The sequence below is a fragment of the Streptomyces sp. JB150 genome (assembly GCF_011193355.1).
Classification (GTDB): Bacteria; Actinomycetota; Actinomycetes; order Streptomycetales; family Streptomycetaceae; genus Streptomyces.
The window spans coordinates 3,202,010-3,227,161 of record NZ_CP049780.1 but is presented as its reverse complement, the minus strand read 5'-3'; the positions used below and the strand labels follow the sequence as shown (position 1 = coordinate 3,227,161).

At 73.3% G+C, this 25,152-nt stretch carries 23 protein-coding genes and 1 tRNA gene; 12 read left to right on the top strand and 12 right to left on the bottom strand.

Annotated features, from left to right (window positions below; all coding sequences use genetic code 11):
* Positions 1-69 precede the first annotated feature (69 nt).
* Together glpR and G7Z13_RS15080 are read left to right on the top strand one after the other, a co-directional pair.
* Complete coding sequence (gene glpR, locus G7Z13_RS15085; RefSeq protein WP_165999651.1) at positions 70-1,401, top strand: gephyrin-like molybdotransferase receptor GlpR; 1,332 nt, start codon at positions 70-72, stop codon at positions 1,399-1,401.
* Positions 1,402-1,472: 71 nt separating this feature from the next.
* Positions 1,473-1,546, top strand: a tRNA-Ala gene (locus G7Z13_RS15080).
* A gap of 110 nt (positions 1,547-1,656) precedes the next feature.
* On the opposite strand, the gene G7Z13_RS15075 is transcribed toward G7Z13_RS15080, so the two are convergent.
* Positions 1,657-2,133, bottom strand: a complete 477-nt coding sequence (locus G7Z13_RS15075; protein WP_165999649.1) for a GNAT family N-acetyltransferase — start codon at positions 2,131-2,133, stop codon at positions 1,657-1,659.
* Positions 2,134-2,210: 77 nt separating this feature from the next.
* On the opposite strand from G7Z13_RS15075, the gene G7Z13_RS15070 reads away from it, so the two are divergent.
* Positions 2,211-3,014 (top strand): exodeoxyribonuclease III, encoded by an 804-nt coding sequence (locus G7Z13_RS15070; protein ID WP_165999647.1) that lies wholly within the window; start codon positions 2,211-2,213, stop codon positions 3,012-3,014.
* On the opposite strand, the gene G7Z13_RS15065 is transcribed toward G7Z13_RS15070, so the two are convergent.
* Positions 3,002-3,631, bottom strand: a complete 630-nt coding sequence (locus G7Z13_RS15065; protein WP_166004964.1) for a MerR family transcriptional regulator — start codon at positions 3,629-3,631, stop codon at positions 3,002-3,004. The two genes, G7Z13_RS15070 and G7Z13_RS15065, sit on opposite strands and share 13 nt — an antisense overlap.
* Positions 3,632-3,818: 187 nt before the next feature.
* On the opposite strand from G7Z13_RS15065, the gene G7Z13_RS15060 reads away from it, so the two are divergent.
* From G7Z13_RS15060 to G7Z13_RS15045, 4 genes are all read left to right on the top strand, one after another.
* Complete coding sequence (locus G7Z13_RS15060; RefSeq protein ID WP_165999644.1) at positions 3,819-5,474, top strand: NAD(P)/FAD-dependent oxidoreductase; 1,656 nt, start codon at positions 3,819-3,821, stop codon at positions 5,472-5,474.
* Entirely contained in the window at positions 5,471-6,388 is a 918-nt protein-coding gene (locus G7Z13_RS15055; RefSeq protein WP_165999642.1) for an alpha/beta hydrolase, read from the top strand. Before G7Z13_RS15060 ends, G7Z13_RS15055 begins: the two co-directional genes overlap by 4 nt.
* A complete protein-coding gene (locus tag G7Z13_RS15050; RefSeq protein ID WP_165999640.1) occupies positions 6,385-7,278 on the top strand; it encodes an SDR family oxidoreductase in 894 nt (297 codons plus the stop codon). The genes G7Z13_RS15055 and G7Z13_RS15050 overlap by 4 nt, the downstream gene beginning before the upstream one ends.
* Positions 7,279-7,368: 90 nt before the next feature.
* Entirely contained in the window at positions 7,369-7,551 is a 183-nt protein-coding gene (locus tag G7Z13_RS15045; RefSeq protein WP_165999638.1) for a hypothetical protein, read from the top strand.
* A 72-nt stretch (positions 7,552-7,623) separates the two neighbouring features.
* Here the strand turns inward: G7Z13_RS15045 and G7Z13_RS15040 are convergent, their stop codons facing one another.
* Positions 7,624-11,001: a S41 family peptidase gene (locus tag G7Z13_RS15040; RefSeq protein WP_165999636.1), complete on the bottom strand. Its 3,378-nt coding sequence runs from the start codon at positions 10,999-11,001 to the stop codon at positions 7,624-7,626.
* Between the two features lie 233 nt (positions 11,002-11,234).
* On the opposite strand from G7Z13_RS15040, the gene G7Z13_RS15035 reads away from it, so the two are divergent.
* The 3 genes from G7Z13_RS15035 to G7Z13_RS15025 all read left to right on the top strand — a co-directional run bounded on the left by G7Z13_RS15035 (position 11,235) and on the right by G7Z13_RS15025 (position 14,919).
* On the top strand, positions 11,235-11,834 hold the full coding sequence (locus G7Z13_RS15035; RefSeq protein ID WP_165999634.1) for a TetR/AcrR family transcriptional regulator: 600 nt from the start codon (positions 11,235-11,237) through the stop codon (positions 11,832-11,834).
* Between the two features lie 132 nt (positions 11,835-11,966).
* Positions 11,967-14,183, top strand: a complete 2,217-nt coding sequence (locus G7Z13_RS15030; protein ID WP_165999632.1) for an MMPL family transporter — start codon at positions 11,967-11,969, stop codon at positions 14,181-14,183.
* A 196-nt stretch (positions 14,184-14,379) separates the two neighbouring features.
* Complete coding sequence (locus tag G7Z13_RS15025; RefSeq protein WP_165999630.1) at positions 14,380-14,919, top strand: YbaK/EbsC family protein; 540 nt, start codon at positions 14,380-14,382, stop codon at positions 14,917-14,919.
* A 31-nt stretch (positions 14,920-14,950) separates the two neighbouring features.
* Here G7Z13_RS15025 and G7Z13_RS15020 read toward each other — a convergent pair whose 3' ends face one another.
* On the bottom strand, positions 14,951-15,724 hold the full coding sequence (locus G7Z13_RS15020; protein ID WP_165999628.1) for an alpha/beta hydrolase: 774 nt from the start codon (positions 15,722-15,724) through the stop codon (positions 14,951-14,953).
* A 134-nt stretch (positions 15,725-15,858) separates the two neighbouring features.
* On the opposite strand from G7Z13_RS15020, the gene G7Z13_RS15015 reads away from it, so the two are divergent.
* Positions 15,859-16,137 (top strand): DUF1876 domain-containing protein, encoded by a 279-nt coding sequence (locus G7Z13_RS15015; RefSeq protein ID WP_165999627.1) that lies wholly within the window; start codon positions 15,859-15,861, stop codon positions 16,135-16,137.
* A gap of 12 nt (positions 16,138-16,149) precedes the next feature.
* Here G7Z13_RS15015 and G7Z13_RS15010 read toward each other — a convergent pair whose 3' ends face one another.
* From G7Z13_RS15010 to G7Z13_RS14985, 6 genes are all read right to left on the bottom strand, one after another.
* Positions 16,150-17,316, bottom strand: coding sequence for a serine hydrolase domain-containing protein (locus tag G7Z13_RS15010; protein WP_165999625.1), 1,167 nt, complete (start codon positions 17,314-17,316; stop codon positions 16,150-16,152).
* 36 nt (positions 17,317-17,352) lie between these two features.
* Positions 17,353-17,799 carry an organic hydroperoxide resistance protein gene (locus G7Z13_RS15005; RefSeq protein WP_165999623.1) on the bottom strand — a complete coding sequence of 149 codons (447 nt, stop codon included), beginning with the start codon at positions 17,797-17,799 and terminating at the stop codon, positions 17,353-17,355.
* Positions 17,800-17,971: 172 nt separating this feature from the next.
* Positions 17,972-18,451 carry a MarR family transcriptional regulator gene (locus G7Z13_RS15000; protein ID WP_165999620.1) on the bottom strand — a complete coding sequence of 160 codons (480 nt, stop codon included), beginning with the start codon at positions 18,449-18,451 and terminating at the stop codon, positions 17,972-17,974.
* Positions 18,448-19,233, bottom strand: coding sequence for an ABC transporter ATP-binding protein (locus G7Z13_RS14995; protein WP_165999618.1), 786 nt, complete (start codon positions 19,231-19,233; stop codon positions 18,448-18,450). Before G7Z13_RS14995 ends, G7Z13_RS15000 begins: the two co-directional genes overlap by 4 nt.
* The gene (gene cbiQ / locus G7Z13_RS14990; protein ID WP_165999616.1) at positions 19,221-19,982 is read right to left on the bottom strand and encodes a cobalt ECF transporter T component CbiQ; all 762 of its coding nucleotides are present in this window, start codon (positions 19,980-19,982) and stop codon (positions 19,221-19,223) included. Before cbiQ ends, G7Z13_RS14995 begins: the two co-directional genes overlap by 13 nt.
* 4 nt (positions 19,983-19,986) lie before the next feature.
* On the bottom strand, positions 19,987-21,045 hold the full coding sequence (locus G7Z13_RS14985) for an energy-coupling factor ABC transporter permease (protein WP_165999615.1): 1,059 nt from the start codon (positions 21,043-21,045) through the stop codon (positions 19,987-19,989).
* 149 nt (positions 21,046-21,194) lie between these two features.
* Here G7Z13_RS14985 and G7Z13_RS14980 point away from each other — a divergent pair, with 149 nt between their 5' ends.
* Complete coding sequence (locus G7Z13_RS14980) at positions 21,195-21,569, top strand: SsgA family sporulation/cell division regulator (protein WP_165999613.1); 375 nt, start codon at positions 21,195-21,197, stop codon at positions 21,567-21,569.
* 71 nt (positions 21,570-21,640) lie between these two features.
* On the opposite strand, the gene G7Z13_RS14975 is transcribed toward G7Z13_RS14980, so the two are convergent.
* Both G7Z13_RS14975 and G7Z13_RS14970 read right to left on the bottom strand, forming a co-directional pair.
* A complete protein-coding gene (locus G7Z13_RS14975; protein WP_165999611.1) occupies positions 21,641-23,320 on the bottom strand; it encodes a penicillin-binding transpeptidase domain-containing protein in 1,680 nt (559 codons plus the stop codon).
* A gap of 175 nt (positions 23,321-23,495) precedes the next feature.
* Positions 23,496-25,121 carry a penicillin-binding transpeptidase domain-containing protein gene (locus G7Z13_RS14970; RefSeq protein ID WP_165999609.1) on the bottom strand — a complete coding sequence of 542 codons (1,626 nt, stop codon included), beginning with the start codon at positions 25,119-25,121 and terminating at the stop codon, positions 23,496-23,498.
* Between the last annotated feature and the right edge of the window lie 31 nt (positions 25,122-25,152).

Here is a 25,152-nt window from a genome sequence, read left to right as displayed (position 1 = left end):
AGCCAGATCGTGCGACACACCGGCTCAATTGGCGGATGGCCTCACGCAAACCCCTCTACCGTGTGAGGCGTGAGCAGCAGCGGCCTCATCTACGCAGTCATCGTCGGGGCCTGGGCCGCCTACTTGGTGCCGATGTGGCTCCGTAGGCAGGACGAGCTGAACGAGGCCCGTCCGACGGAACGCTTCAGCACAGCCATCCGGTTGCTGTCCGGACGGGCCGGGATGGAGCGCCGGTACGCCAAGGACCTGCAGGCGCGCTCCGCCGACGAGGCGGAGCCCGCCCTGAGCGACCCGGAAGCGGTCACCGACTCGGTGGACGTCCGGGCCTTCGCCATGCCCCCGACCCGCCCGCACACGCAGGTGCCCCTGCCGGCCCGCGGGCCGGGCGCCGCGGCAGGGCAGGCCTCCGGCGGCACCCCGGCATCCGGGTCCGGCCAGACGTCCGCATCCGGCCAGGCGTCCGCACCCGGCCAGGCACCAGGCTCCGGCCAGGCGGTTCCCGGCGGCAGCCCGGCATCCGCCTCCCCGTCCGCCCACACCCCCGGCGGCGCCCCCGCGCGCGGCACCGGTGCAGGGGGCGTACGGGGGCAGGTGCCGGGGGCCCGGCGGGCCCCGGGCGCGGAGGCCGCCGCCGCGCGCGCCCGGCGCTCGAAGGTGCTCGCGCGCCGTCGGCGCACCACCGTGGTGCTCTTCCTCGCCTTCACCATGGGCTCGGTCGTGGCCGCCGTCGGCGGACTCGCCTTCCTGTGGGCGCCCGGCGTGCCCGCCGTGCTGCTCAGCGCGTACATCGCCTATCTGCGCAGCCAGGAACGCCGCCGCTTCGCCTACCAGATGGACCGCCGCCGCGCGGAGGCCGCCGCCCAGCGGCTGCGGGAGCGGGCGCGCCAGCCGCGCCGGCAGCCGTCCGCGCCCGCCGACAGCGACGAACCCGACGAAGGCCCGGAACCGGAAGCCGATCCCGGCCTGTCCGCGCTCGCCGCGGACCGGCGCGCGCTCGTCGAGCAGACCGACCACGCCGAGTGGGTCGACCAGCAGCGCGAGCGGCAGCGGCGGCCGGGGCACGGGGACAGCTGGGAGCCGGTCCCGGTGCCGCTGCCGACGTACGTCACCGCGCCGGTCGCGCCGCGCGCCACGGCCGACGTCGACCTCGGGGCGCCGGACGCCTGGAGCTCGGCGCGGTCGAGCCCCGTCGCGCGGGAGGAGGAGACCCGGGCGGCCGCCGAGCCGGCCGGGGACGAGCCGGGCGACGCGGAAGCGGACCCGGCGGGAGACCGGCCGGAGGGCGACGGCCGCAGCGACGTCCGGCGGGCGGCCTCGGCCCGGCGGGCCCGGGAGCGGGGGCGTACGCCGCTGTTCGATCAGTACGAGGACGGGGACCGGCCGCGCGCGGCCAACGAGTAGGTCCCCGGGCCCCGGCCGGGATCGGATTTCCGAGCAGGCCGATCGGGGTGCTAAAGTTTCACTCGTTGCAAGGGCCTGTGGCGCAGTCCGGTAGCGCACCTCGTTCGCATCGAGGGGGCCAGGGGTTCAAATCCCCTCAGGTCCACGCAGCATAGAGCCCCGCTGGGAAACCAGCGGGGCTCTATCGTGTTTCCCGCGCTCGTCGTGTGTGCCGCCCCGGAAGAGGGCCCGTGACGGGCCCTCAGGTGGCGCACGTCACAGGGTCTTCGCGTAGCAGCGGCTCGACTCGTGAAAGCGGTAGTAGCCGAACTTCGCGCAGGGCTCGTAGCCGCTGGACGTGTACAGGGCGATGGCCTCCGGCTGCTCGGTGCCGGTCTCCAGGACCATGCGGACGCGGCCGGCCGCGCGGGCGTCCGCCTCCAGGGCCGCGAGCATGCGCCGGGCGAGGCCGCGGCCGCGCATCTGTCTGATCACGTACATGCGCTTCAGCTCGGCGTCGCCGTCCTCGTTGCCCTCGTCGTTTTTGTCCTGGCGCCGCCAGCCGCCGGTGGCCACCGGGCGGTCCAGCTCGTCGTATCCGATGAAGTACACGCCGTTCGGGGGCTCGAAGTCCTCCGGGGCGAGCACGGTGGCGTCGCCGCCGTCGCCGTAGCGCTCGTGGTACTCGGCCTGGACCTCGTCGTTGAGCTTCACGGCGTCGGGGTGGTCGAAGGGCACACGGCGTATATTCATGTGAGGCATCGTACTTCTATGCGGGCGCGGGGCCGTCGGAATCCGGACTCGGTCCAGTGTGCCGGTATCGTGCCGGGGTGCTGACTGTGACCACCGTGAACGTGAACGGGCTGCGGGCTGCCGCGAAGAAGGGCTTCGTGGAGTGGCTGGCCGGTACCGACGCCGATGTGCTGTGCCTTCAGGAGGTCCGCGCGGAGCCGCAGCAGCTGCCCGAGGGGGTTCGGCAGCCGGAGGGCTGGCATGTCGTGCACGCCCCGGCCGCCGCGAAGGGGCGCGCGGGCGTCTCGCTCTACACCCGGCGCGAACCGGACCGCGTGCGCGTCGGGTTCGGCTCGGCCGAGTTCGACGGCAGCGGGCGCTACGTCGAGGCCGACCTGCCCGGTGTGACCGTCGCCTCCCTCTACCTCCCCTCCGGTGAGGTCGGCACCGAACGGCAGGACGAGAAGGTCCGCTTCATGGGCGAGTTCCTCGCCTACCTCAAGGAACTGCGCGAGCGCGCCGCCGCCGACGGGCGCGAGGTGCTGGTCTGCGGCGACTGGAACATCGCCCACCGGCAGGCCGACCTGAAGAACTGGCGCGGCAACACCAAGAACTCCGGCTTCCTGCCCGAGGAACGCGAGTGGCTCACCCAGGTCCTCACCCCCGAGGCCGGCGGCTACGTCGACGTCGTGCGGGCGCTGCACCCGGACGTCGAGGGGCCGTACACCTGGTGGTCCTACCGGGGGCGGGCTTTCGACAATGATTCAGGATGGAGGATCGACTACCACGTGGCCACGCCGGGTCTGGCGGCCAGGGCGGTCAAGGGGTACGTCGAGCGGGCGGCCACGCACGCGGAGCGCTGGTCGGACCACGCGCCGGTGACCGTCGTCTACGACCTCTGACCCTGCGTGCGCATCCGCCGGTCCAGGGCGAGCGAGAGTTCTGCCTCCACCACGCTGCGGGCCAGGGGGCGCAGGTGGGGGAGGCGGTCTTCCGGGGCGTGGCGGAGGATCAGGTCGGCGAAGAGGTCGGCCAGGGCGTCGGCGTGTTCGCGGACGCGTTTGGCGGCGGTCAGGACGTCGGCGAGCGGGATGCCCTCGCGGACCAGGGTGGCGGAGACGTCCAGCAGACGGCGGCTGATGTGGACGATCTCCTCGCCGTCGGTGCCGAGGTAGCCGAGTTCCATCGCGGCGGCGAGATTCTCGGGGGTGGCCTGGCCGGCGAAGTGGTCGGCGAGTTCCTCGGGGGTGAGGCGGACCGGGGTCTCCTCGGTGGGGGCGCCGAGGCCGAGCAGGTCGCCGACGTCGCGGCCGTGGTCGAAGGCCTCGGCGAGTTCGGCTATGCCGTTCAGGGTGTGGCCGCGTTCCAGCAGGGCGGCGATGGTGCGCAGCCGGGCCAGGTGATGGTCGTCGTACCAGGCGATACGGCCCTCGCGGCGGGGTGGCGGGATGAGTTTGCGTTCGCGGTAGAAGCGCAGGGTGCGCACCGTGATGCCGGCCAGGCGGGCCAGTTCCTCCATGCGGTACTCGCGCTTCGCCGGCTCGTCGGGATGCCTCGCTGCCTTGTCTGCCACGTCCGCACCCTAAGTCGTACCGGCGGTAACTTTCCTGGCGCCGACCTCTACCGGTGAGTACGGCTCTCCTCTACTCTCCCCATTGCGCCAGTGTTCACTGGCATGGTCGAGAGCGATGCGTGGAGGCTTCGGGATGGCCGAGCACGAGCATGTACGGGTGGCGGTGGTCGGGTCCGGATTCGGCGGACTGGGGGCCGCCGTGCGGTTGCGCCGCGAGGGGATCACCGACTTCGTCGTCCTGGAACGCGCCGGCAGCGTCGGCGGGACCTGGCGGGACAACAGCTATCCGGGATGCGCCTGCGACGTGCCGTCCCACCTCTACTCGTTCTCCTTCGCGCCCAACCCCGACTGGCCGCGCGCCTTCTCCGGGCAAGAGCACATCCGCGCCTATCTGGAGCGGGTCGCCGACGTCTTCGGACTGCGGCCGCACCTGCGGTTCGACTCCGAGGTCAGGCTGATGACCTGGGACGCGGAACGGCTGCGCTGGGACATCGAGACCGCCTCCGGGCGGCTCACCGCCGACCTCGTGGTCTCCGCCACCGGCCCGCTGTCCGACCCGAAGATCCCCGAGATCCCCGGCCTGGACTCCTTCCCCGGCAAGGTGTTCCACTCCGCGCGCTGGGACCACGACTACGACCTGCGCGGCAAGCGGGTCGCCATGGTGGGGACGGGGGCCTCCGCCATCCAGATCGTGCCCGCCATCCAGCCGCGGGTCGGCAGGCTCACCCTCTTCCAGCGCACGCCCCCGTGGGTGATGCCCCGGATGGACCGCGCGATCAGCGGCGTCGAGCGCTGGCTGCACCGGAAGCTGCCGTTCACCGCCCAGGCCCGGCGCGGACTGCTGTGGGGCATCCGGGAGTTGCAGGTCCAGGCGTTCACCAAGCGCCCCGACGAGCTGGGCCTCGTCGAGCAGCTGGCCAAGCGCAACATGGCCCGCGCCATCAAGGACCCGGCGCTGCGCGCCAAGCTCACGCCCGACTACCGCATCGGCTGCAAGCGGATCCTGCTGTCCAGCGACTACTACCCGGCGCTCGCCCGGCCCAATGTCGACGTCGTCGCGTCCGGGCTGGCCGAGGTGCGCGGCTCCACGCTGGTCGCCGCCGACGGCAGCGAGGCCGAGGTCGACGCGATCGTCTTCGGCACCGGCTTCCACGTCACCGACATGCCGATCGCCGAGCGGGTCGTCGGGGCGGAGGGCAGGACGCTCGCCGAGGTCTGGAAGGGAGGCATGGAGGCCCTGCGCGGCGCATCCGCGGCCGGCTTCCCCAACTGGATGACGATCATCGGGCCCAACACCGGCCTCGGGAACTCCTCGATGATCCTGATGATCGAGTCCCAGCTGAACTACATGGCCGACTACCTCCGGCAGCTCGACGTGCTCGGCGGGCGCGTCGCGCTCGACGCGCGCCCCAGCGCGGTGCACGCCTGGAACCGGCGGGTGCAGGAGCGGATGAAGCGCACGGTGTGGAACACCGGCGGCTGCACCAGCTGGTACCTGGACGCGAGCGGCCGCAACACCACCATCTGGCCGGGCACGACGGCGGAGTTCCGGCGGGCGACGCGGCGGGTGGACCTGCTGGAGTACGAGGTGCTGCGGCCGCCGGCGAGCAAGGCCGGTGAGGGTGCCGCGGGGGTCGGGAAGCGGTCCGGCGAGGGTGCCGCGGGGGTCGGGAAGCGGTCCGGCGAGGGTGCCGCGGGGGTCGGGAAGCGGTCCGGCGAGAGCGCCGCGGGGGCCGGGGAGCGGTCCGGTGGGCGTGCGGCCGGGGCTTCCGCCGAGGCCGCCCGGTGAGCCGCCTCCTGCACGTGAGGTCCGGCCCCTACGCCCCGCCCGCCCCCGCCCGCGAGCTGACCGCCGTCTCCGCCGACGGCGCGCGGCTGCACGTCGAGGTGCACGGGCCCGATGGCGCGCCGCTCGTCGTCCTCATCCACGGCTGGACCTGCTCGACCGCCTTCTGGGCGGCGCAGATCCGCGCCCTGGCCGCCGGCCACCGGGTCATCGCCTACGACCAGCGCGGCCACGGCCGCAGCCCGGCGAGCCGAACGTGCACCACCGACACGCTCGCCGACGACCTGGAAGCCGTCCTCGCCGCCACCCTCGCGCCCGGCGAGAAGGCGGTGCTCGCCGGCCACTCCATGGGCGGCATGACGATCCTGGCGGCGGCCACCCGCCCCCGGCTGCGGGAGCACGCCGCGGCCGTCCTGCTGTGCAGCACGGGCAGTTCGCAGCTGGTCGCCGCCGCCACCGTCGTCCCCCTGCGGCCCGGGCGGCTGCGGACCCGGCTGACGCGGCGCATCCTCGGCTCGCGCGCCCCGCTGGGGCCGGTCACGCCCCTCGCCAGACGGATCCTCAAGTACGGGACGATGGGCGCCGGTTCGGGTCCGCACATGGTGGAGGCGTGCGCCCGGATCGTGCACGCCTGCCCGCGCGCCGTACGCCACACCTGGTCGCGGGTCCTGGAGGTGCTCGACCTCGACCACGCCGTTCGGGAGTTGGGCGTGCCCGCCGAGGTCGTCGTCGGCACGCACGACCGGCTCACGCCGCCCGTGCACGCGCGGGCGCTCGCCGCCGCGCTGCCGCACGCGGCCGGCCTCACCGAGCTGCCCGGGGTCGGCCACATGACACCGGTGGAGGCCCCCGAGCTGGTCACGGAGAAGATACGGCAACTCGTCACGGGGTACGCGAAGGTGAGGGAGGGCGCATGAGCAGGGTGAGCCTGGAGGGGCAGGTCGCGGTCGTCACGGGGGCCGCGCGCGGTGTCGGTGAGCTGCTCGCGCGCAAGCTGTCGGCGCGCGGCGTGAAGGTCGCTCTGGTCGGGCTGGAGCCGGACGCGCTCAAGGACGTCGCATCCCGGCTGCACAGCGAGAGCGACCACTGGTACGCCGACGTCACGGACCACGAGGCGATGGCCCGGGTGGCGCGGGAGGTCAAGGAGCGGTTCGGCAAGGTCGACATCGTGGTCGCCAACGCGGGTGTGGCGACCGGCGGTCCGTTCGCCGACTCCGACCCCGAGGCCTGGCGGCGCGTCATCGAGGTCAACCTCATCGGCTCGGCGGTGACCGCGAGGGCGTTCCTGCCGGTGCTGACGGAGAGCCGCGGCTATCTGCTGCAGATCGCCTCGCTCGCCGCCATCACCCCGGCGCCGATGATGACGGCGTACTGCGCGTCCAAGTCGGGTGTGGAGGCGTACGCGCACAGCCTGCGCGCGGAGGTCGGCCACAAGGGCGTGCGGGTCGGCGTCGGTTACCTGTCCTGGACGGACACCGACATGGTGCGCGGGGCCGATCAGGACGACGTCATGCGGGAGTTGCGGCAGCGGCTGCCGTGGCCGTCGAACAAGACGTATCCGCTGGGCCCGGCGGTGGACCGGCTCGTGGCCGGGATCGAGCGGCGCTCGGCGCACGTGTACGGGCAGTGGTGGCTGCGCGGGATGCAGGGCGTGCGCGGGTATCTGCCGGCGCTGATCGGGACGGTCGGGCAGCGGGAGATGCGGCGGTTCGCGGACCGGCTGGAGGGAATGCGCACCGGGCTGGTCGGCGCGGGCGGCGCGGCGGACGAACAGGCCCGCGCGGTGCGGGCTACGCAGCGTGACTGATCGACATGCAGAGCGACGCGGCCCGTGTGAATCTGAGTGAGCCCCCACTCGGGGGCCCCAACTCCCCCCCGTCACAAGGAGTGACACCACATGGGTATGAAGGACAAGTTCCAGGAGCAGTCCGAGCAGTTCCAGCAGCAGGCCCGCGAGAAGATGGACCAGGCCAAGGAGCAGGTCCACAACCGCCGTGGCCAGCGTCGTGACGACGCTCTGACGCCGCAGGAGCAGGAGGACGAGGAGCGCTTCGGTACGGACTACGACCGCGACCGGTAAGCACTCGGCTCCGGCCGGCGCGGGGTGCCCTCCCGCACGGAGGGCACCCCGCGCTGCCATGGGCGGCGGCGGTCAGGTCCGCGGCGGCAGCTTCGGCCGCGACCGGTCCGGTACGTCACGGTAGTCGGGCGGTGTGGCGGCGGGCTGCGTCCGCAGCAGGTCGAGGGCGAGGTGGACGGCGTCGTCGAGCTGGGCGTAGCGGCCCTCGGCCCAGTCCAGGGGGGTGCGCAGGGCTTCCACGTCGGGGCTGACGCCCTGGTTCTCGACGGACCAGCCGTAGGCGTCGAACCAGGCCGCGTTCATCGGCACGGTGATCACGGTGCCGTCGCCGAGGCGGTGGCGGCCGGTCATGCCGACCACGCCGCCCCAGGTGCGCTGGCCGACCACCGGGCCCAGCTTCAGCAGCTTGAACGCGGCCGTGATCATGTCGCCGTCGGAGGAGGTCGCCTCGTCGGCGAGCGCCACCACGGGCCCGCGCGGGGCGTTGGAGGTGTACGACACCGGCTGCGCGTCGCGGGTGAGGTCCCAGCCGAGGATGGTGCGGGTCAGCTTCTCGATGACCAGTTCGCTGATGTGGCCGCCGGCGTTGCCGCGCACGTCGACGATGAGGGCGGGCCGGGAGACCTCCATGCGCAGATCGCGGTTGAACTGGGCCCAGCCGGAGCCGCCCATGTCGGGGATGTGCAGATAGCCGCAGCGCCCGTCGCTCAGCTCGCGGACCACCTCGCGGCGTTTGGCCACCCAGTCCTGGTAGCGCAACGGCCGCTCGTCGACGAGGGGGACGACGGCGACGCGGCGCGAGCGGCCCGCGCCGTCGGGGGCGGCGGCGGAATCCCCGGCGGGCGCCGCGGACCCGGCGGGCTCCGTGGGCCGGGCGGACTCGGCGGCCTCCGTGGTGGGTTCGGGGGACGTGAACGTCAGCTCCACGGTCGTACCGCCCGCGCCCGCGAGCAGCGGGAACGGGCCCGCCACCGGGTCCACGGGCCGGCCGTCGACGTGGGTGAGGACCGCGCCCTCGCGGATGCCCGAACCGGCCAGCGGGGAGCGGGCCTTGGAGTCGGACGAGTCGCCGGGGAGGATGCGCTTGACCGTCCACCGGCCGTCCCGGCAGACGAGGTTGGCGCCGAGCAGGCCCTGCCAGCGCTGGTAGTGGGGCGGGCCCTCGTTGCGGCGGGCGGCGCTGACGTAGGCGTGGGAGGTGCCCAGTTCGCCGAGGACCTCGCGCAGCAGGTCGGCGAACTCGTCGGGGGTGGCGACCCGGTCGACCAGCGGACGGTACTGGTCGAGGACGGCGTCCCAGTCGATGCCGCACATGCCCGGGTCCCAGAAGTAGGCGCGGATCAGGCGGCCCGCCTCCTCGTAGGCCTGGCGCCACTCGGCGCCCGGGTCGACCTGGTGCAGGATGCGGCGCAGGTCGATCCAGGTGATGGTGTCGCTGTCGCCGCTCTCCGTGGCCGGGACCGCGCGCAGGTCGCCCTCGTCGACCACGACCAGGCGGCTGCCGTCGCCGCTGACCGCGAACCAGTCGAGGTGCGCGACGAGTTCGGACCGCTTGGCCTTGGTGATGTTGAAGTACTCCAGGGTGGGGCGGCCGGTGGTGTCGTCCGGGTTGACGAAGGTCTCGCCGAGCGCGCCGGAGATCGGCCAGCGCAGCCAGACCAGTCCGCCGCCCGCGACGGGGGCGAGCGCCGAGTACTTGGAGGCGGCGACCGGGAACGGCGTGACCCTGCTCTCCAGACCCTCGACCTCCACGGTGACGGTGCCCTCGCCGCCGCCGCCGCCCGCCTCGCCGAGGTCGCCGACGTCACCGAGCTGTCCGAGGCCGCCGGCGGCGGGGCGGCCGTCGGGGTCGAGGGCGAACGGGGACGGGGTCGCCGAGGACAGCGGCACCAGGTAGGGGCGGCAGCCGAGCGGGAAGGACAGGTCGCCGGTGTGCACGTCGTAGACCGGGTCGAAGCCGCGCCAGGAGAGGAAGGCGAGGTAGCGGCCGTCGCGGGTGAAGACCGGGTTCTCGTCCTCGAAGCGGCCGTTGGTGACGTCGACGACGACCGGGGCGCCCTCGCCGCCGGCCGCGGCGCCCGCGATGCGGGCCAGCTTGATCTGCCGCAGCGAGCGGCCGATGCCGGGGTGGGACCAGGTCAGCCAGCAGCCGTCCGGGGAGAAGGCGAGATCGCGGACCGGGCCGTTGTCCGACCGGACCAGCTCGGTGACCTCGCCGTCCGACTCCTCGCTCGCGTCGAGCAGCAGCAGCCGGCCGTCGTGCGCGGCGACGGCGAGGCGCTCGCCCCGCGGGTCGGCGACCAGTTCCAGGACGCGGCCGAGCCGGCCGGAGGCGAGCCGCCGGGGCTCGCGGTCGCCGGTGGCCCGCGGCAGCGACGCGATCTCGACGGCGTCCTCGCCCTCCGCGTCGGTCACGTACGCCACCTGCCCGCGTGAGCCCAGCATCTCGGGCAGCCGGACGCGGACGCCGGGGGTGTCGGTGAGGGTGCGGGCGGGGCCGTCGCGGTGGGTGAGCCAGTACAGGCTGCCGCGCACGACGACGGCGCTGGCGCGGCCCGTCTCGTCGACGGAGAGCGCGTCGACGTGCTGGGCGGCCGGCACCTGGTACGGGCGGCGGCCGGTGCGCGGCCCGTCGAGCCGGACGTCCAGCCTGCGCGGTACGGCGTCGGGGGCGAGGTCGTCGACGATCCACAGGTCGCCGGCGCACTGGTACACCACCCGGGTGCCGTCGCTGGCGGCGTGCCGGGCGTAGAAGGCGTCGTGGTCGGTGTGGCGGCGCAGGTCGCTGCCGTCGTGGGCGCAGGAGTAGAGGTTGCCGATGCCCTCGTGGTCGGAGAGGAAGGCGATCCGGTCGCCGACGAACATCGGCGAGTGCAGATGGCCCTCCAGGCCGGCGAGGAGGCGCTGCCCGTGCAGCCAGAGGCGGCCCATGGCGCCGCCCCGGTAGCGCTTCCAGGCGGCGGGCTCGTGCGGCGGGGTGCCGGTGAGCAGCAGGGTGCGGTGCCCGTCGGGGAGGTCGGCGACCTGGAGGTCGGTGACCGGGCCCCAGGGCAGCTTGCGGCCCGGGTCGCCGTCCGCCGAGACCTTGTACGCCCAGGTGAAGTAGGAGAAGGGCTCGCCGTGGGAGGCGACGGCGAGGATGTCGCCGGGGCCGTCGCCCTCCGGGGGCGTCCAGCCGCAGACCCGGGTGTCGGGGCTGCCCCAGTAGGTGAGCTGCCGGGAGGGTCCGCCGGCCACGGGCACCAGGTGGATCTCCGGGACGAGACTGCGCCAGCTCGTGTACGCGATGTGCCGGCCGTCGGGGGAGAAGCGGGGGTGGCCGGTCTTGGTGCGGTCGGCGGTGAGCCGCCAGGCCCGGCCCGGTCCGTCGAGCGGGGCCAGCCAGAGGTCGTCCTCGGCCACGAAGCACAGCAGGTCACGGTGGAGGTGGGGGAGGCGCAGATAGGTCACCTCTTCATGCTTTGCCCGGTATGAGGGCCGAGCAACTTATGCGGTGTTGACAGACGTGACCCAGCGCACGTACGAAACGGTTTCGTTTCGCTAAGGCGGGGCGTTACAGTGGGTCGTGTACGAAACCGTTTCGTTCGAAGCGGACCTGAGCAGGACCTGCCGAAGCGGGAACGCCGAGGCGGGAAAAGCCGGGGCCGGAAAAGTCGAAGCAGGCAGAAGGTGAGGTGAGAGTCATGGCCGACACCGCCACCCCGCGGCGCAGCCGGCTCACGCCCGAGCGGGAGGCCGAGCTGTACACGGCCGTGCTCGACCTGCTCCGCGAAGTCGGCTACGACGCCCTGACCATGGACGCCGTCGCCGCCCGCACCCACTCCAGCAAGGCCACGCTCTACCGCCAGTGGGGCGGCAAGGCCGAGCTGGTGGCGAAGGCGATGCGGCACATGAAGCCGGGCCGGGTCGCCGACGTCGACACCGGGTCGCTGCGGGGCGACTTCCTCGCCCTCGTGTCCCGCGAGGACGACTGCACGATGGAACAGAACACCGCGCTGATGCGGGGCCTGGCCATGGCGGTCCACACCAACCCCGACCTGCTGCGGGCGTTCAAGGAACTGCTCATCGAACCCGAGCTGGACGAGTTCCGGCGCCTGCTGCGGCGTGCCGTCGACCGGGGTGAGGTCCGCGAGGACAACCCGGCGATGGAGTTCGTGCTGCACATGCTGCTGGGCGCGTTCGTCACCCGCGCGCTGATCGACGAGCTGCCGCCGACGCAGTCCTTCCTCATCTCGTACATCGACGCCGTGGTCCTCCCCGCCCTCGGCGTCCCCACCACCTGAGCCCCCCACTCAGCACCACCTGACGCGACCTCCCCCAGCTCTCGAAGCCGCTCGAGCCGGGGGCTCCCCCTTCGTCGTCGGGCTGACCACCCCTGCCCTGACCACCCCACGACTGACCGGGAGTACGCCCTCGTGGCCACGTTTCTCTACCGACTCGGCCGGTTCTCGTTCCGGCGAAGGCACCTCGTCGCCCTCATATGGGTGGCGCTGCTGACGCTCGCGGGCGTCGGCGCGGCAAGCGCCCCCACCCCCGGCACCACGTCCTTCTCGATCCCCGGCACCGAGGCTCAGAAGGCCTTCGACCTGCTGGAGGAGCGCTTCCCCGGCATGAGCGCCGACGGCGCCACCGCGCGGGTCGTCTTCAAGGCGCCCGCGGGCGAGAAGATGACCGACGCCGAGAACAAGGCGGCCGTCGAGAAGACCGTGCGGGAGCTGGCCGACGGCTCCGAGGTCGCCTCCGTCGCCGACCCGTACCAGGCCAAGGCCGTCAGCCGGGACGGCACGATCGCCTACGCGCAGGTCTCCTACAAGGTCTCCGGCATGGAGCTGAAGGACAGCACCAAGGAGGCCCTGGAAGGCGCCGCCGAGGACGCGCGGGACGCCGGGCTGACCGTCGAGATCGGCGGTGACGCCCTGCAGGCCGTGCCGCACACCGGCAGCTCCGAGATCATCGGCATCGCCGTCGCCGCGGTCGTCCTCGTCATCACCTTCGGCTCGCTGCTCGCCGCCGGACTCCCGCTGCTGACCGCCATCATCGGCGTCGGCATCGGCGTCGCGACGATCACCGCGCTGGCCGGCCCGCTGGACCTCGGCTCCACCACGTCCACCCTCGCCACGATGATCGGCCTCGCGGTCGGCATCGACTACGCCCTGTTCATCGTCTCCCGCTACCGCGCCGAACTCGCCGAGGGCCGCGACCGCGAGGAGGCGGCCGGGCGGGCCGTCGGCACGGCCGGCTCGGCGGTGGTCTTCGCCGGTCTCACCGTCGTCATCGCCCTGGTCGGCCTGTCGGTCGTCAACATCCCGATGCTGACCAAGATGGGCATCGCCGCGGCGGGCACGGTCGCGATCGCCGTGCTGATCGCGCTCACCATGATCCCCGCGCTGCTCGGCTACGCCGGCCGCAGGGTCCGCCCGACCGGCGAGAAGAGCAAGCTGCTCGGCGGCGGCCGTACGCCGAAGAAGCCGGGCCGCCCGAACATGGGCACCCGCTGGGCCAGCTTCGTGGTGCGCCGCCCGGTGGCCGTGCTGCTGCTCGGCGTGATCGGCCTGGGCGCCGCGGCCGTGCCCGCGACCTCGCTGGAACTGGGCCTGCCCGACGACGGCTCCCAGCCGACATCGACCACCCAGCGCCGCGCCTACGACCTGCTGTCCGAGGGCTTCGGCCCCGGCTTCAACGGCCCGCTGATGGTCGTCGTCGACGGCAAGGGCAGCGCGGACCCGCAGACCCTGTTCACGGACGTCGCGGACGAGGTCAAGGGCCTCGACAACGTGGTGACGGTGACCCCGCCGGCGCCCAACAAGGCCGGCGACACCGCGACGATCACCGTCATCCCGGACGCCAAGCCGTCCTCGGCCGCCACCGAGGAACTGGTCCACGCCATCCGTGACAACGGCGCCGAGGTGGCCGCCGACAAGGACGGCCAGGTGCTGGTCACCGGCGCCACGGCGATGAACATCGACGTCTCGCAGAAGCTGAACGACGCGCTGCTGCCGTATCTGGCCCTGGTGGTCGGCCTCGCCTTCCTGCTGCTGATCGTGGTCTTCCGCTCGATCCTCGTCCCGCTGAAGGCGGCCCTCGGCTTCCTGCTCAGCGTGCTCGCGGCGCTCGGCGCGGTCGTCGCGGTCTTCCAGTGGGGCTGGCTGTCCGGCCTGATGGGCGTCGAGGAGACCGGTCCGGTCATGTCGATGATGCCGATCTTCATGGTCGGCGTGGTCTTCGGCCTGGCCATGGACTACGAGGTCTTCCTCGTGACCCGGATGCGCGAGGCGTACGTCCACGGCGCGAAGCCGAGCCAGGCGGTCGTGACCGGCTTCAAGCACGGCGCGCGGGTCGTCACCGCCGCCGCGGTGATCATGATGGCGGTCTTCGCGGGCTTCATCGGTTCCAGCGAGTCCATGGTCAAGATGATCGGCTTCGGCCTGGCCATCGCCGTCTTCTTCGACGCGTTCGTCGTCCGCATGGCGATCGTCCCGGCGGTGCTCGCCCTGCTCGGCAAGGCCGCCTGGTGGCTGCCGAAGTGGCTGGACCGCGCGCTGCCCAACGTCGACGTCGAGGGCGAGGGCCTGCGCACCGGGTCCGACGGTGGCAAGGACCCCGACGAGGACCGCGAACTGGTCCGCGCCTGACCGCCCGGCCGGCGGCCCGTCCGCCGGCCGTCCGGGACCAGCCGGTGAGGGCTCCGTGGGGACGGGGCGCCCTCACCGGCTTCGTCGTTCCACCGCGCCGGCGCTGACCGTCCGGGCCCGCGCGGCCCGCGCGGCCCGTGCCGCCCGCGCGATAAGCACTCGCGTGCCCCGGACACCCGCCGCTAGGTTGCCCTCCATGACGAGTGCAGCCACCGCCACCGAGGACCACGGAGCCCACCCCCGATTCGCCGAGGCCCTGCACGGGATGGGGCTCGCGGAGGTGCTGCGGAGGGTCCGCCGGTTCCCGGACCGGACCCGGACCGCCGCCGAGGCCGCCGCCGCGATCGGCTGCGAGCTGAGCCAGATCTGCAAGTCGCTGGTCTTCGCCGCCGACGGGGAGCCGGTGCTGGTGATGGTCGACGGCGCCTCCCGGGTCGACGTGGAGCTGGTGCGGCGGGAGCTCGGCGCGCAGCGGGTCACCCGGGCCGACGCCGGCGTCGTACGGGAGACCACGGGGTACGCCATCGGGGGCGTGCCGCCCTTCGGGCACCGGACGGCGACCCGGGTGCTCGCCGACCGCGGGCTGCTCGGCCACGACGTGGTGTGGGCCGCGGCCGGCGACCCGCACACCGTCTTCCCCATGGCACCCGCGACGCTGATCGCGCACGCCGGCGGCACCCTGGCCGACGTCCGCGAGGGCGGAGGCGGGACCGGCGGCGGGACCGGCGGCTCCTGATCCCCGCGGTCACCGACGCCGTCGACGCGGCTCACGGCTTTCCCGGCGCCGTCCGGATCGGGGCCACCACCGGCACCGGCTCGCGGGTGAGGAAGTCCAGGACGAGCGCGTTGACCAGGTGCGGCTTCTCCTGGGTGAGGAAGTGCGAGGTGCCGGGGACGACGGCCAGCTCGGCGTGGGGCAGCGCGTCGTACATGTCCACCATGTGCCGCATGGTGACCAGGTCGTCGTCGGCGAACATCACCAGCGACCGCGCGGTGACCGCCGCGAGGTCGGTGGCCTTCAGGCACGGCTCCTTCGCGGCCATGTCGCCGATCTTGCGCGCGACGACCCGGAAGTGGCCGATGCCGTCCGGGGACACCTCGCCGTAGGCCGGGCCGAGGAACGCGGAGACCGCGTCGACGTCCCACTCGGCGTCCGGCACGGCGTCGCCCTCCTTGCTGAACCCGCCGCTGATCATCACCAGCCGCTTCACCAGCTCGGGCCGCCGCATGGCCACCAGCATCGCCACGAACGCCCCGTCGCTGTGCCCGACGAGATCGGCCGGTTCGCCGACCACCGCCTCCAGGAAGGCGATGGTGTCGTCGGCCATCAGCCCGTAGGTGATGGGGCCCGGCACGTCCGGGGTGTGGCCGTGGCCCCGGCGCTCCGGGGTGTAGACGCGGAAGTGCTCGGCGAGCGGGCCGAGGTTGGGCTCGAAGAACCGGGCGTCCACCAGGCCACCGTGCAGCAGCACCAGCGGCTCTCCGGCGCCGTGCTCGTCGTACCAGGTGTCGACCTCACCGAGGCGCACGTACGTTCCCATGATCGCTCCCTGTCTCCCTCTCCCTCCGGTCGGCTGCCCGCCGCGCGCCGGTTCCGTCCGGAACATCCCCTAATGGGTGCATCCGTACGCCATCAGGAGCACTCTGGAAGCAGGTTCTTCCGGAGGTGATCGTCATGACCATGCACACCGTGGTGGGATGGCACGTCGAGCTGGAGTTCAAGGAGGACGAACGGCACACCGAGGCCGCCGCGCTGGTACGGCTGCCCGACGGCAGCGAGGTGCGCTCCCACGGGCACGCCAGCAGGCACCACACGGACGCGAATCAGCCCAGGGTGGGCGAGGAGATCGCCGGGGCCCGCGCGCTGAACGAACTCGCCATGCGGCTGCTCACCAAGGCGCACGACGAGATCGACTCGGCGTCGGGGCGGACCTCCCACCCCATCCACGTATGAGCCCGCGGCGGATCAGGCACCGGTGAGGGCGGTGCGGACCGCCCTCACCAGCGCCTGCGCGCGCGGGTCCGCCGTGACGCTCTTGCGGAATCCGTTCGTCACATAGCCGAAGGCGATCCCCGACTCCGGGTCGGCGAAGCCGAGCGAGCCGCCGCGGCCCGGATGTCCGAAGGAACCGGGGGACAGCAGCGGGGACGCGCTGCCGTGCAGCATGTAGCCGAGGCCGAAGCGGGTGTTCACGACCAGCACCCGGTCCGGTCCCGCCGACTGCTCGCCGCGCGCGAGCTCGACCGTCTCCGGGGTGAAGAGCCGCACGCCGCCGTCGACCTCCCCGATCAGGGAGGCGTAGATCCGGGCCAGCCCGTCGGCGGTGGCGACGCCGCCGGAGCCGGGCAGGGCGGCGGCGCGGTAGACCGGGTCGTTCTCGTCGGGCTTCGGGGTAATCGCGCCGAACGCGCGGCGGGTCAGGGAGCCGGGGTCGGCGTAGGCGTCGGTGACCGCGCGCTTCGGGCGGGTCCGCAGGGCGCCGGCCGACTCCTCGCCCGTCACCGGGCCGACCCGGCCCACCCGCTCCGCCCCGTCCGCGGGCACCCCGAGCCGGAAGTCCGCCCCGACCGGACCCGCGATCTCGTCGGCGATCCACTCGCCGACCGGCCGGCCGGTGACCCGGCGCACCAGCTCGGCCACGAGCCAGCTGAACGTGTGCGGGTGGTAGCCGTGGTCCGTGCCCGGCTCCCACACCGGCGCCTGCGCCGCGACCGCCGCCGCGCCGAGCACCGGATCGGCGGCCTCGGCGGGCGTCAGCGGCCGGTCCAGCACGGGCACGCCCGCGCGGTGCGCGAGCAGATGCCGGACCAGGGTGCGCTCCTTGCCCGCCGCCTTGTACTCCGGCCACCACTCGCCGACCGGCGCGTCCAGGTCCAGTTCGCCGCGCTGGTGCAGGAGCAGCAGGACGGCGGCGGCGACGCCCTTGGTCGCCGAGCGGACGATCTGGGCGGTGCCGGGCTGCCACGGCTCGCTGCCGTCGACGTCGCGGGTGCCGCCGTACAGGTCGGCCACCTTGTGCCCGTCCCGGTAGACGGCCACCGCGGCGCCCCGCTCGCCCAGCGTCTCGAAGTTCCGTACGAACGCGTCCCTGACCGGCTCGAACCCCTCGGCCACGGTGCCGTTGACGTCCACGTCCGTACTCCTCCTCCTGCGGTGCGGGTGCCCTGCTCAGCCAAGCAGAATCGTCACGTCGATGTTCCCGCGGGTGGCGTTGGAGTACGGACAGACCTCGTGGGCCGCCTCGACCAGCCGGGCGGCGACGTCCGCGTCGAGGACGGGCAGCGAGACGCTGAGGGCGACCGCGAGGCCGTAGCCGCGGCTGCGGTTCGGGCCGATGCCCACCTTGGCGGCGACCGTGGAGCCGGTGAGGTCGTAGCCCTCGCGGTTGCCGACCAGGATCAGCGCGTTGTGGAAACAGGAGCTGTAGCCGGCCGCGAACAGCTGCTCGGGGTTGGTGCCGTTGCCGTCGCCGCCCAGCTCCGGAGGCATCGCCACCTTCAGCTGGAGCTGGCCGTCCTGGCTGGTCACATAGCCGTCCCGGCCGCCGTGCGCGGTGGCTTCGGCGACGTACACGATCTTCGTCGGGCGGGTGTCGACGGCGACGCCTTCGGACACGGCGGGACCTCCCCCAGGGCGGAACAGCGGATGCATCGTGCACAAGGTACCGGCGAGTAGGTACGGCGGACGCGGCGAGGGGGAGCGACCGCGGGTAACACTCCGCCGCTGACGGGGGTGGCCGTACGGGAGGCGCTCCGCGCGGAGACGTCCCGTACGGGAGGTGGCCGGCTCAGCGGGCGCGGGCCGCCGCCTCCTCAGCGCGGTGGGCGAGCCGCCACAGCTCCTCGCGCATCCGCACCACGTCCGCCGGATCGAGGCCCGTCGCCGTGAGCAGGGCGGCGGGCAGCCGTGCCGCGCGCTCCCGCAGATCCTCCGCGCGCCCCGTGCACACCACGAGGACCGAGCGCTCGTCGTGCGCCGCGCGCTCCCGGCGTACGAGACCGGCGCTTTCCAGCCGCTTGAGCAGCGGCGAGACGGTGCCGTAGTCCAGGCGCAGCGCGCCCGCCAGCTCCTTCACCGTGGTCTCGCCGCGCTCCCACAGCACCAGCAGCACGAGGTACTGCGGGTAGGTCAGGCCCAGCTCGTCCAGGAGCGGGCGGTACGCGGCGGTCACCGCGCGCTGGGCGGCGTACAGCGCGAAGCACAGCTGCTGGTCGAGGAGCGGCGGCCGCCCGGCCTGCTCGACTCCCTCGTCGTCTCGGCCCGTCACGCGCCCATTGTCACGGACCGCGGATCGAAGCCGAACGGCAGCTCCAGACGGTGGGAGCGCATCAGGACCTCGTCGGACAGCAGCGTCCCGGTCGGCCCGTCGGCCGCGATGACGCCCTCACTGAGGATCAGCGAGCGCGGGCACAGCTCCAGGGCGTACGGCAGGTCGTGGGTGACCATCAGCACGGTCACGTCCAGCGAGCGCAGGATGTCGGCCAGTTCGCGGCGGGAGGCGGGGTCCAGGTTGGACGACGGCTCGTCCAGGACCAGGATCTCCGGCTCCATCGCGAGCACCGTCGCGACGGCGACCCGGCGCCGCTGCCCGAAGGAGAGGTGGTGCGGCGGGCGGTCCTTGAACGCCGCCATGCCGACCCGCTCCAGCGCGCGGTCGACCCGCGCCTCCAGCTCGGCGCCCTTCAGCCCGGCCGCCGCCGGCCCGAACGCCACGTCCTCCCGCACGGTCGGCATGAACAGCTGGTCGTCGGGGTCCTGGAAGACGATGCCGACCTTGCGCCGGATCCGGGCCATGTTCCGCTTGTCCACCGGCAGCCCGGCGACCCGCACCGTGCCGGTGCCGCCGGTCAGGATGCCGTTGAGGTGCAGCACGAGGGTCGTCTTGCCCGCGCCGTTCGGCCCGAGCAGCGCCACCCGCTCGCCGCGCGCGATCGTGAAGTCCACGCCGAACAGGGCCTGGTGCCCGTCGGGGTAGGCGAAGGCGAGGCCGGAGACCTCCAGGGACGGCGGAGCAGGCGAAGAGGCCACAGAAGCTGTCACAGCATCCATCCCAGCAGACAGACCACGAGCGCGGTGGCGGGCAGGGCGAGGGCGTACGACCACTGCGCGCGGGACGCGGTCACCTCGTCGATGACGGGCATGGCTCCGGCGTAGCCCCGGCTGACCATGGCCAGGTGCACGCGCTCCCCGCGCTCGTAGGAGCGGATGAACAGGGCGCCCGCCGACTTCGCGAGCACGCCCCAGTGCCGTACGCCGCGCGCCTCGAAGCCGCGCGACTCGCGGGCGATCCGCATGCGGCGCATCTCGTCGGTGATCAGGTCGCCGTAACGGATCATGAAGGAGGCGATCTGCACCAGCAGCGGCGGCAGCCTCAGCCGCTGGAGCCCCAGCAGCAGCTCCCGCAGCTCGGTGGTGGCGGCCAGCAGGACGGAGGCGGCGACGCCGAGGGTGCCCTTGGCGAGCACGTTCCAGGCGCCCCACAGCCCGCTCACGCTGAGGGACATCCCCAGCACCTCGACCCGCTCGCCCTCCGCCACGAACGGCATGAGCACCGCGAACGCGACGAACGGCACCTCGATCAGCAGCCGCCTCAGCAGGAACCCGGCGGGCACGCGCGCGATGCGGGCGACGGCGGCGAGCAGCAGCGCGTACAGGCCGAACGCCCACATGGCCTCCCGCGGGGTCGAGACCACGACCAGGACGAAGGCGAAGACGGCGGCGAGCTTGGTGTGCGGCGGCAACGCGTGCACCGGCGAGTCGCCCCGCCGGTACAGCCGGTGCGCGTGCCCCGCACCCATGGCGTCAGACGCTCTCGGGGGTGGTGGTCGACGACGGCGAGGTGTCCGCGGCGCGGCGGCGGCGCACCGCCCAGAACACCGCGGTGCCCGCGACGACGGTCACGCCGACGCCGATCACGCCGGCGAGGCCGCCGGAGATCCGGGCGTCGTCGACGTCCTTGACCCCGTAGTCGGCGAGCGGGGAGCCGGCGACGGCGTGCTCCTCCGCCTTCTCGTCGATGCCGTGGTCGGCGGCGACCTTCTCCAGGCCGTCGGGATCGGCGGAGGCGTAGAAGCTGACGAATCCGGCGAGGACCAGGGAGGCGACGAGCCCGCCGATCCACACCGCGCGGTGCGAGGCGCGGGCCGCGGCCGGGGCGGCCTCGGGGGCGGGCGCGTCGACGAGTTCGCCGCCCACCCGCAGCTTCAGCGGGACCCGCAGACCGCGCGCGCCGTACACCAGGTCGGGGCGTACGGCGATCACGGCGCCGACGGTCAGCGCGGTGATCGCGGCCTCGCCGATGCCGATCAGCACGTGCACGCCGACCATGGCGCCGGCGACCTTGCCGATGGCGACGTCGGTGGTGCCGCCGATCCAGTAGAAGAACGTGAAGGCCAGCGCGGCGGCCGGCACCGAGATCAGCGCGGCGGCGAAGGAGGCGGCGGTGACGGAGCGGCGGGTGCGCGGCAGCACCTTGACCAGGCCGCGGAAGAGCGCGTAGGCGACGATCACCGTGACCACGGCCATGTCGGTGATGTTGACGCCGAGCGCGGTGAGACCGCCGTCCGCGAAGAGGATGCCCTGCATGAGCAGGACGACGGCTATGCACAGGACGCCGGTGTAGGGGCCGACGAGTATCGCGGCGAGCGCCCCGCCGAGGAGGTGCCCGCTGGTGCCCGCGGCGACCGGGAAGTTGAGCATCTGGACGGCGAAGACGAACGCCGCCACCAGGCCGGCCAGCGGCGCGGTGCGCTCGTCGAGTTCGCGGCGCGCGCCGCGCAGGCTCACGGCGACGGCACCCGCGGCGACGACTCCGGTGGCCACGGAGGTGGGGGCGTTGATGAATCCGTCAGGTACATGCACCGTTCGATGATAGTGGCCTGATGCGAACGCTTTGCAAGAGCGAGGCGGTCTCTGGTCGCCGTGAGGGCATGAATCGCGGAACATAGGACAAAGAGGAATGAGCGGACACACGGTTTCCGCATTGATCACGCTGGGTAAGGGGTCCTTCTATGCCTGTAGTCGAGCAGCACGCCCGGGCCCACATCGTCACCGACACCGCCGACCGGGTGGAGGACGAACAGCGAACGGTTCCGGTCATCCTCCGGTACGACCCCGACAGGGACCCCGGCGCGGTACGGGTGGACCTCCCCGGCGGCGACCACGAGTGGACGTTCGACCGCGCGGTTCTCGAACGGGGGCTGCGCGCCCCGGCCGAGGCCCCGGCCGGCTCCGGCAGTGTGCGGGTGTGGCCGTGCGGACGCGTGCAGGCCGTGGTCGAGTTCCACGACCGGCACGGCGTCTCGGTGGTCCAGTTCGACACCAAGGCGCTCATGCGCTTCCTGCGCCGCACCTACACGACCGTCCCCGTCTCCACCGCCGGCTGACCGGCCCGCCTCGGCCGCCGATCCGCGGCAGCGCCACGGGGGCCGCCGAGCCGCGGCAGCGCGCGGGGTGATCAGCCGCCGAGCTTCAGCAGCGCGGCCACGATCGGCCCCGCCGTCTCGCCGCCGTGCCCGGCCGCCTGGACGACACCCGCGGCCGCGAGGTCGCCCCGGTACGCCGTGAACCAGCCGTTGGGCTTCTTCTGGCCGTCGACCTCCGCGGAGCCGGTCTTCGCGCCGACGTCACCACTCACCCCGGCCATCGCCTCCGCCGCCGTCCCGTAGGCCGCCGTGTAGGACATCAGGTCCCGCAGCTGGGCCAGCGTCGAGGCGGACAGCGTGCGCCGGGCCGTGGCCAGGGTGCGGCCGTCCACCGACGGCGCGACCAGATACGGCTGGCGGAACACGCCCGACTTCACGGTGGCCGACACCGACGCCATGTTCAGCGGGTTCATCCGCACCCCGCCCTGCCCGATCAGGGACGCCCCCATCTGGGCCTGCGACTGCACCGGCACCGAACCGTCGAAGGTGGGCACGCCCACGGCCCAGTTGTTCAGCGACAGACCGAACACCTGCTGGGCCTGCCGGGTCAGGTCGTCGTCCTTCAGCTTGGGCGCCTGGCTGATGAAGGCCGTGTTGCAGGAGCGCGCGAAGCTCGCCTTGAAGGTGCCGCCCTTGATCTGGAACTTGTCGTCGTTCTGGAACTTCCAGCCGCCGTACGTGAAGTACTTCGGGCACGGATGCGCCTTGTCGGCCGAGGCCAGGCCCTTCTCGATGAGCAGGGACGCGGTGACGACCTTCATCGTGGAGCCGGGCGCCAGCGACCCCTGGAAGGCGGTGTTGAAGCCGCGCGAGGAGTTCGCCACCGCCAGGATCTCGCCGGTCGACGGCTTCAGCACGACGACCGAGGCGCGCGCCCGGGCGGCGACCTGCCGCTCGGCTGCGGCCTGCAGCCGCGGGCTGAGCGTCGTGCGCACCGTGCCCGGCGTGCCCTCGCTCAGCTCCAGCAGCGTCTTGTCGGACAGCTTCCGCGCCTTGGACTCCTTGCCGCGGACCACCCGCAGCTCGACGCCCGCCGTGCCGCCCGCCTTCTTGCCGTACTTCTCCCGCAGCCCGTCGAGGACCGGCTCCAGCGAGGGGTACTTCTTCGTGGTCAGCTCGCCGCCGTCCCGGTCCAGCGCCCTGACCGGCGGGGTGCCGGCCTCGCCGGTGACCAGCGTGTCGCCCTCGCGCAGATCGGGGTGGACGACGGCCGGCGACCAGGCGACCCGCGGCTCCCCGTCCCCGGCGCGGCGCACCACGGTCAGCGCGCTCTCGTACGACAGCGGCTTGGCGACGCCCTTGTGGGTGACCGTGCCCCGCACGGTGAACGGCACCTTGTCGCCGGTCCGGGGGCCGGGGGTGAGGGTGACGCCCTCGACGCGGGCGGTCTTGGTGTAGCCGGTGAGCAGGGCGGTGGCCGCCGCGCTGTCGTCGGTCGCGGCGGCGGCCTGCCGGACCTGGCCCTGCTGCCAGGCGGTGAGGAAGCGCCGGGCCGTGGTGGTGACCTCGGCGGCCGACAGCGGCCCGGTCTTGACGCTCTTCGTCCGCGGCTGTCCGGCGACCGAGTTCGCCGTACCGTTCTCGGCCGCGGCCCCGCCGCCCAGCAGCGCGTACGCGGCGAGTCCGGCGCCGCCGACGACCGCGGCGATCACCCCGCCGACGACCGCGGGTCTCGTGTTCCGTCGCTCGGCGACGCGCCTTCTGTTGCCCACTTCTTCCCGATCCTCCGCGACATCCCCGGGCACTCCGGAGTGCCGGTGTGTTTCCCGGCCTCTACGGCCCCACAGCCTTCACCGTCTGCAACGACGGCACCACCCTAGAGTCCCCTGCCGCGGGCGTGAGATCAGCCACCCCCCAGCAGTCAGGGCTGTCCCGCAGCCGGGTGGGTCAGCCGCCCGCGCGGAGCACCGACGCCACGATCGGCCCCGCCGCGTCGCCGCCCCGGCCGCCCTGCTGGACCATGGCCGCCGCAGCGACGTCGTCGCGGTACCCGGTGAACCAGCTGTTGGCCTTGGCCCCGTCGACCTCGGCGGAGCCGGTCTTCGCGCCGATGCTGCCGGGCAGCCCGGCCATCACCTGGGCGGCGGTGCCGCTGGTGGCGGTGCGGTTCATCATGGCCCGCAGCTGCTCGGCCGTACTCGGCGACAGCCCGCGCGCGGTGGCCAGCTCCCGGCCGTCCAGGCTCTGCGGCACGATCACCGGCTGGCGGAAGGTGCCCGTCTTGGCGGTGGCGATCACCGACGCCATGTTCAGCGGGCTCATCTGGACCTGGCCCTGGCCTATGAGGCTGGCCGCATGGTCCGGGCCGCCGGAGGCGGGTACCGAGCCGTCGAAGGAGGGCACGCCCACCTGCCAGTCGTCCCGGCCGAGACCGAAGCGCTCGTCGGCCTCGCGGGTCAGGGAGTCGACGTCGAGGGAGTCCGCGAACTTGATGAAGGCGGTGTTGCAGGAGCGGGCGAAGCTCTCCGAGAGGTCGGCGTTCAGGTTGGGCTCCAGGCCGGGCAGGTTGCCGAAGGTCTGGCTCTCCCACATCGCCGTAGCGGGGCAGGGCGCCGGCCCGTTCATGTTCGTCAGCCCGTTGTCGATCAGAGTCGCCGCACTGACGATCTTCATCGTCGACCCGGGCGCCACCTGCCCCAGGAACGCGGCGTTCCAGCCGTCCGCACGGTTGTTGGCGACCGCCAGCACCTCGCCGGTGCTCGGCTTGACCGCGACCACCGACGACTCGGCGTACTGCTTCACGGCCTTCTCCGCCGCCGCCTGCGCGGTCGCGCTGAGCGTCGTGCGCAGCTTCCCCGGCTTGCCCTCGGCGAGGGTCAGCAGCGAGGTGTCGGCCGCGCCGGTCTCCTCCGCGTGCCGCACGACCAGCTCGACGCCCGGGCTGCCGCCGGCCTTGTCGCCGTACCGCTTGCGCAGCTCGTCGAGGATCGGGCCGAGCGAGGGGTACTTCTCCTCGCTCAGCACCGCGCCGTTGCGGTCGACCGCCTCGATGGGCGGGCTCGCCGCCTCCTGGGTGACGAGGGTGTCGCCGTCCTTCAGCGCCGGGTGGACGACCGACGGCTCCCAGTCGACCAGCGCCCGCCCGGTGGTGACCCCGCGGACCACGGTGAGCCGGCTCTCGTACGCCAGCGGCTTGCTCTTGCCGTCGTAGGACACCGTCGCCTTCACCGAGAACGGCACCGTGGCGCCCCTGGCGGCGCCCGGCGTGATCCTCACGTCCGTCAGGTGCGCGTCCTCGCCGAAGGCCGTCAGCAGCGGCCCGGCCGCCTCCGCGTTGTTGGTGTACGACGCCGCGGCCGGCCCCCGTCCCTTCTCCCACGCGGCGAAGAACTTCCGCGTGGTCTCCGCCACCTCGTCACCGCTCGGCGGCCCCGTCTTCACGGTGTCCGTGCCGCCCGATCTGCCCCCGTCGCCGCTCAGCGCGGACACGATGTTGAACGCCCCGTACCCGGCGCCGCCCACCATCACGGCGAACACCGAGCCGACGATGGCGCCCGTGACCCCCTTGCGCATGGCGCAGTCCCCTCCCCGTTGTCGTCCTTCG

Coding starts and splice junctions, on each gene's coding strand:
- G7Z13_RS15075 (WP_165999649.1), bottom strand. CDS start 2,133: ATGAATATACGCCGTGTGCCCTTCGACCACCCCGACGCCGTGAAGCTC.
- G7Z13_RS15065 (WP_166004964.1), bottom strand. CDS start 3,631: ATGGAGGAACTGGCCCGCCTGGCCGGCATCACGGTGCGCACCCTGCGC.
- G7Z13_RS15060 (WP_165999644.1), top strand. CDS start 3,819: ATGGCCGAGCACGAGCATGTACGGGTGGCGGTGGTCGGGTCCGGATTC.
- G7Z13_RS15050 (WP_165999640.1), top strand. CDS start 6,385: ATGAGCAGGGTGAGCCTGGAGGGGCAGGTCGCGGTCGTCACGGGGGCC.
- G7Z13_RS15045 (WP_165999638.1), top strand. CDS start 7,369: ATGGGTATGAAGGACAAGTTCCAGGAGCAGTCCGAGCAGTTCCAGCAG.
- G7Z13_RS15035 (WP_165999634.1), top strand. CDS start 11,235: ATGGCCGACACCGCCACCCCGCGGCGCAGCCGGCTCACGCCCGAGCGG.
- G7Z13_RS15025 (WP_165999630.1), top strand. CDS start 14,380: ATGACGAGTGCAGCCACCGCCACCGAGGACCACGGAGCCCACCCCCGA.
- G7Z13_RS15020 (WP_165999628.1), bottom strand. CDS start 15,724: ATGGGAACGTACGTGCGCCTCGGTGAGGTCGACACCTGGTACGACGAG.
- G7Z13_RS15015 (WP_165999627.1), top strand. CDS start 15,859: ATGACCATGCACACCGTGGTGGGATGGCACGTCGAGCTGGAGTTCAAG.
- G7Z13_RS14995 (WP_165999618.1), bottom strand. CDS start 19,233: ATGGATGCTGTGACAGCTTCTGTGGCCTCTTCGCCTGCTCCGCCGTCC.
- cbiQ (WP_165999616.1), bottom strand. CDS start 19,982: ATGGGTGCGGGGCACGCGCACCGGCTGTACCGGCGGGGCGACTCGCCG.
- G7Z13_RS14980 (WP_165999613.1), top strand. CDS start 21,195: ATGCCTGTAGTCGAGCAGCACGCCCGGGCCCACATCGTCACCGACACC.
- G7Z13_RS14970 (WP_165999609.1), bottom strand. CDS start 25,121: ATGCGCAAGGGGGTCACGGGCGCCATCGTCGGCTCGGTGTTCGCCGTG.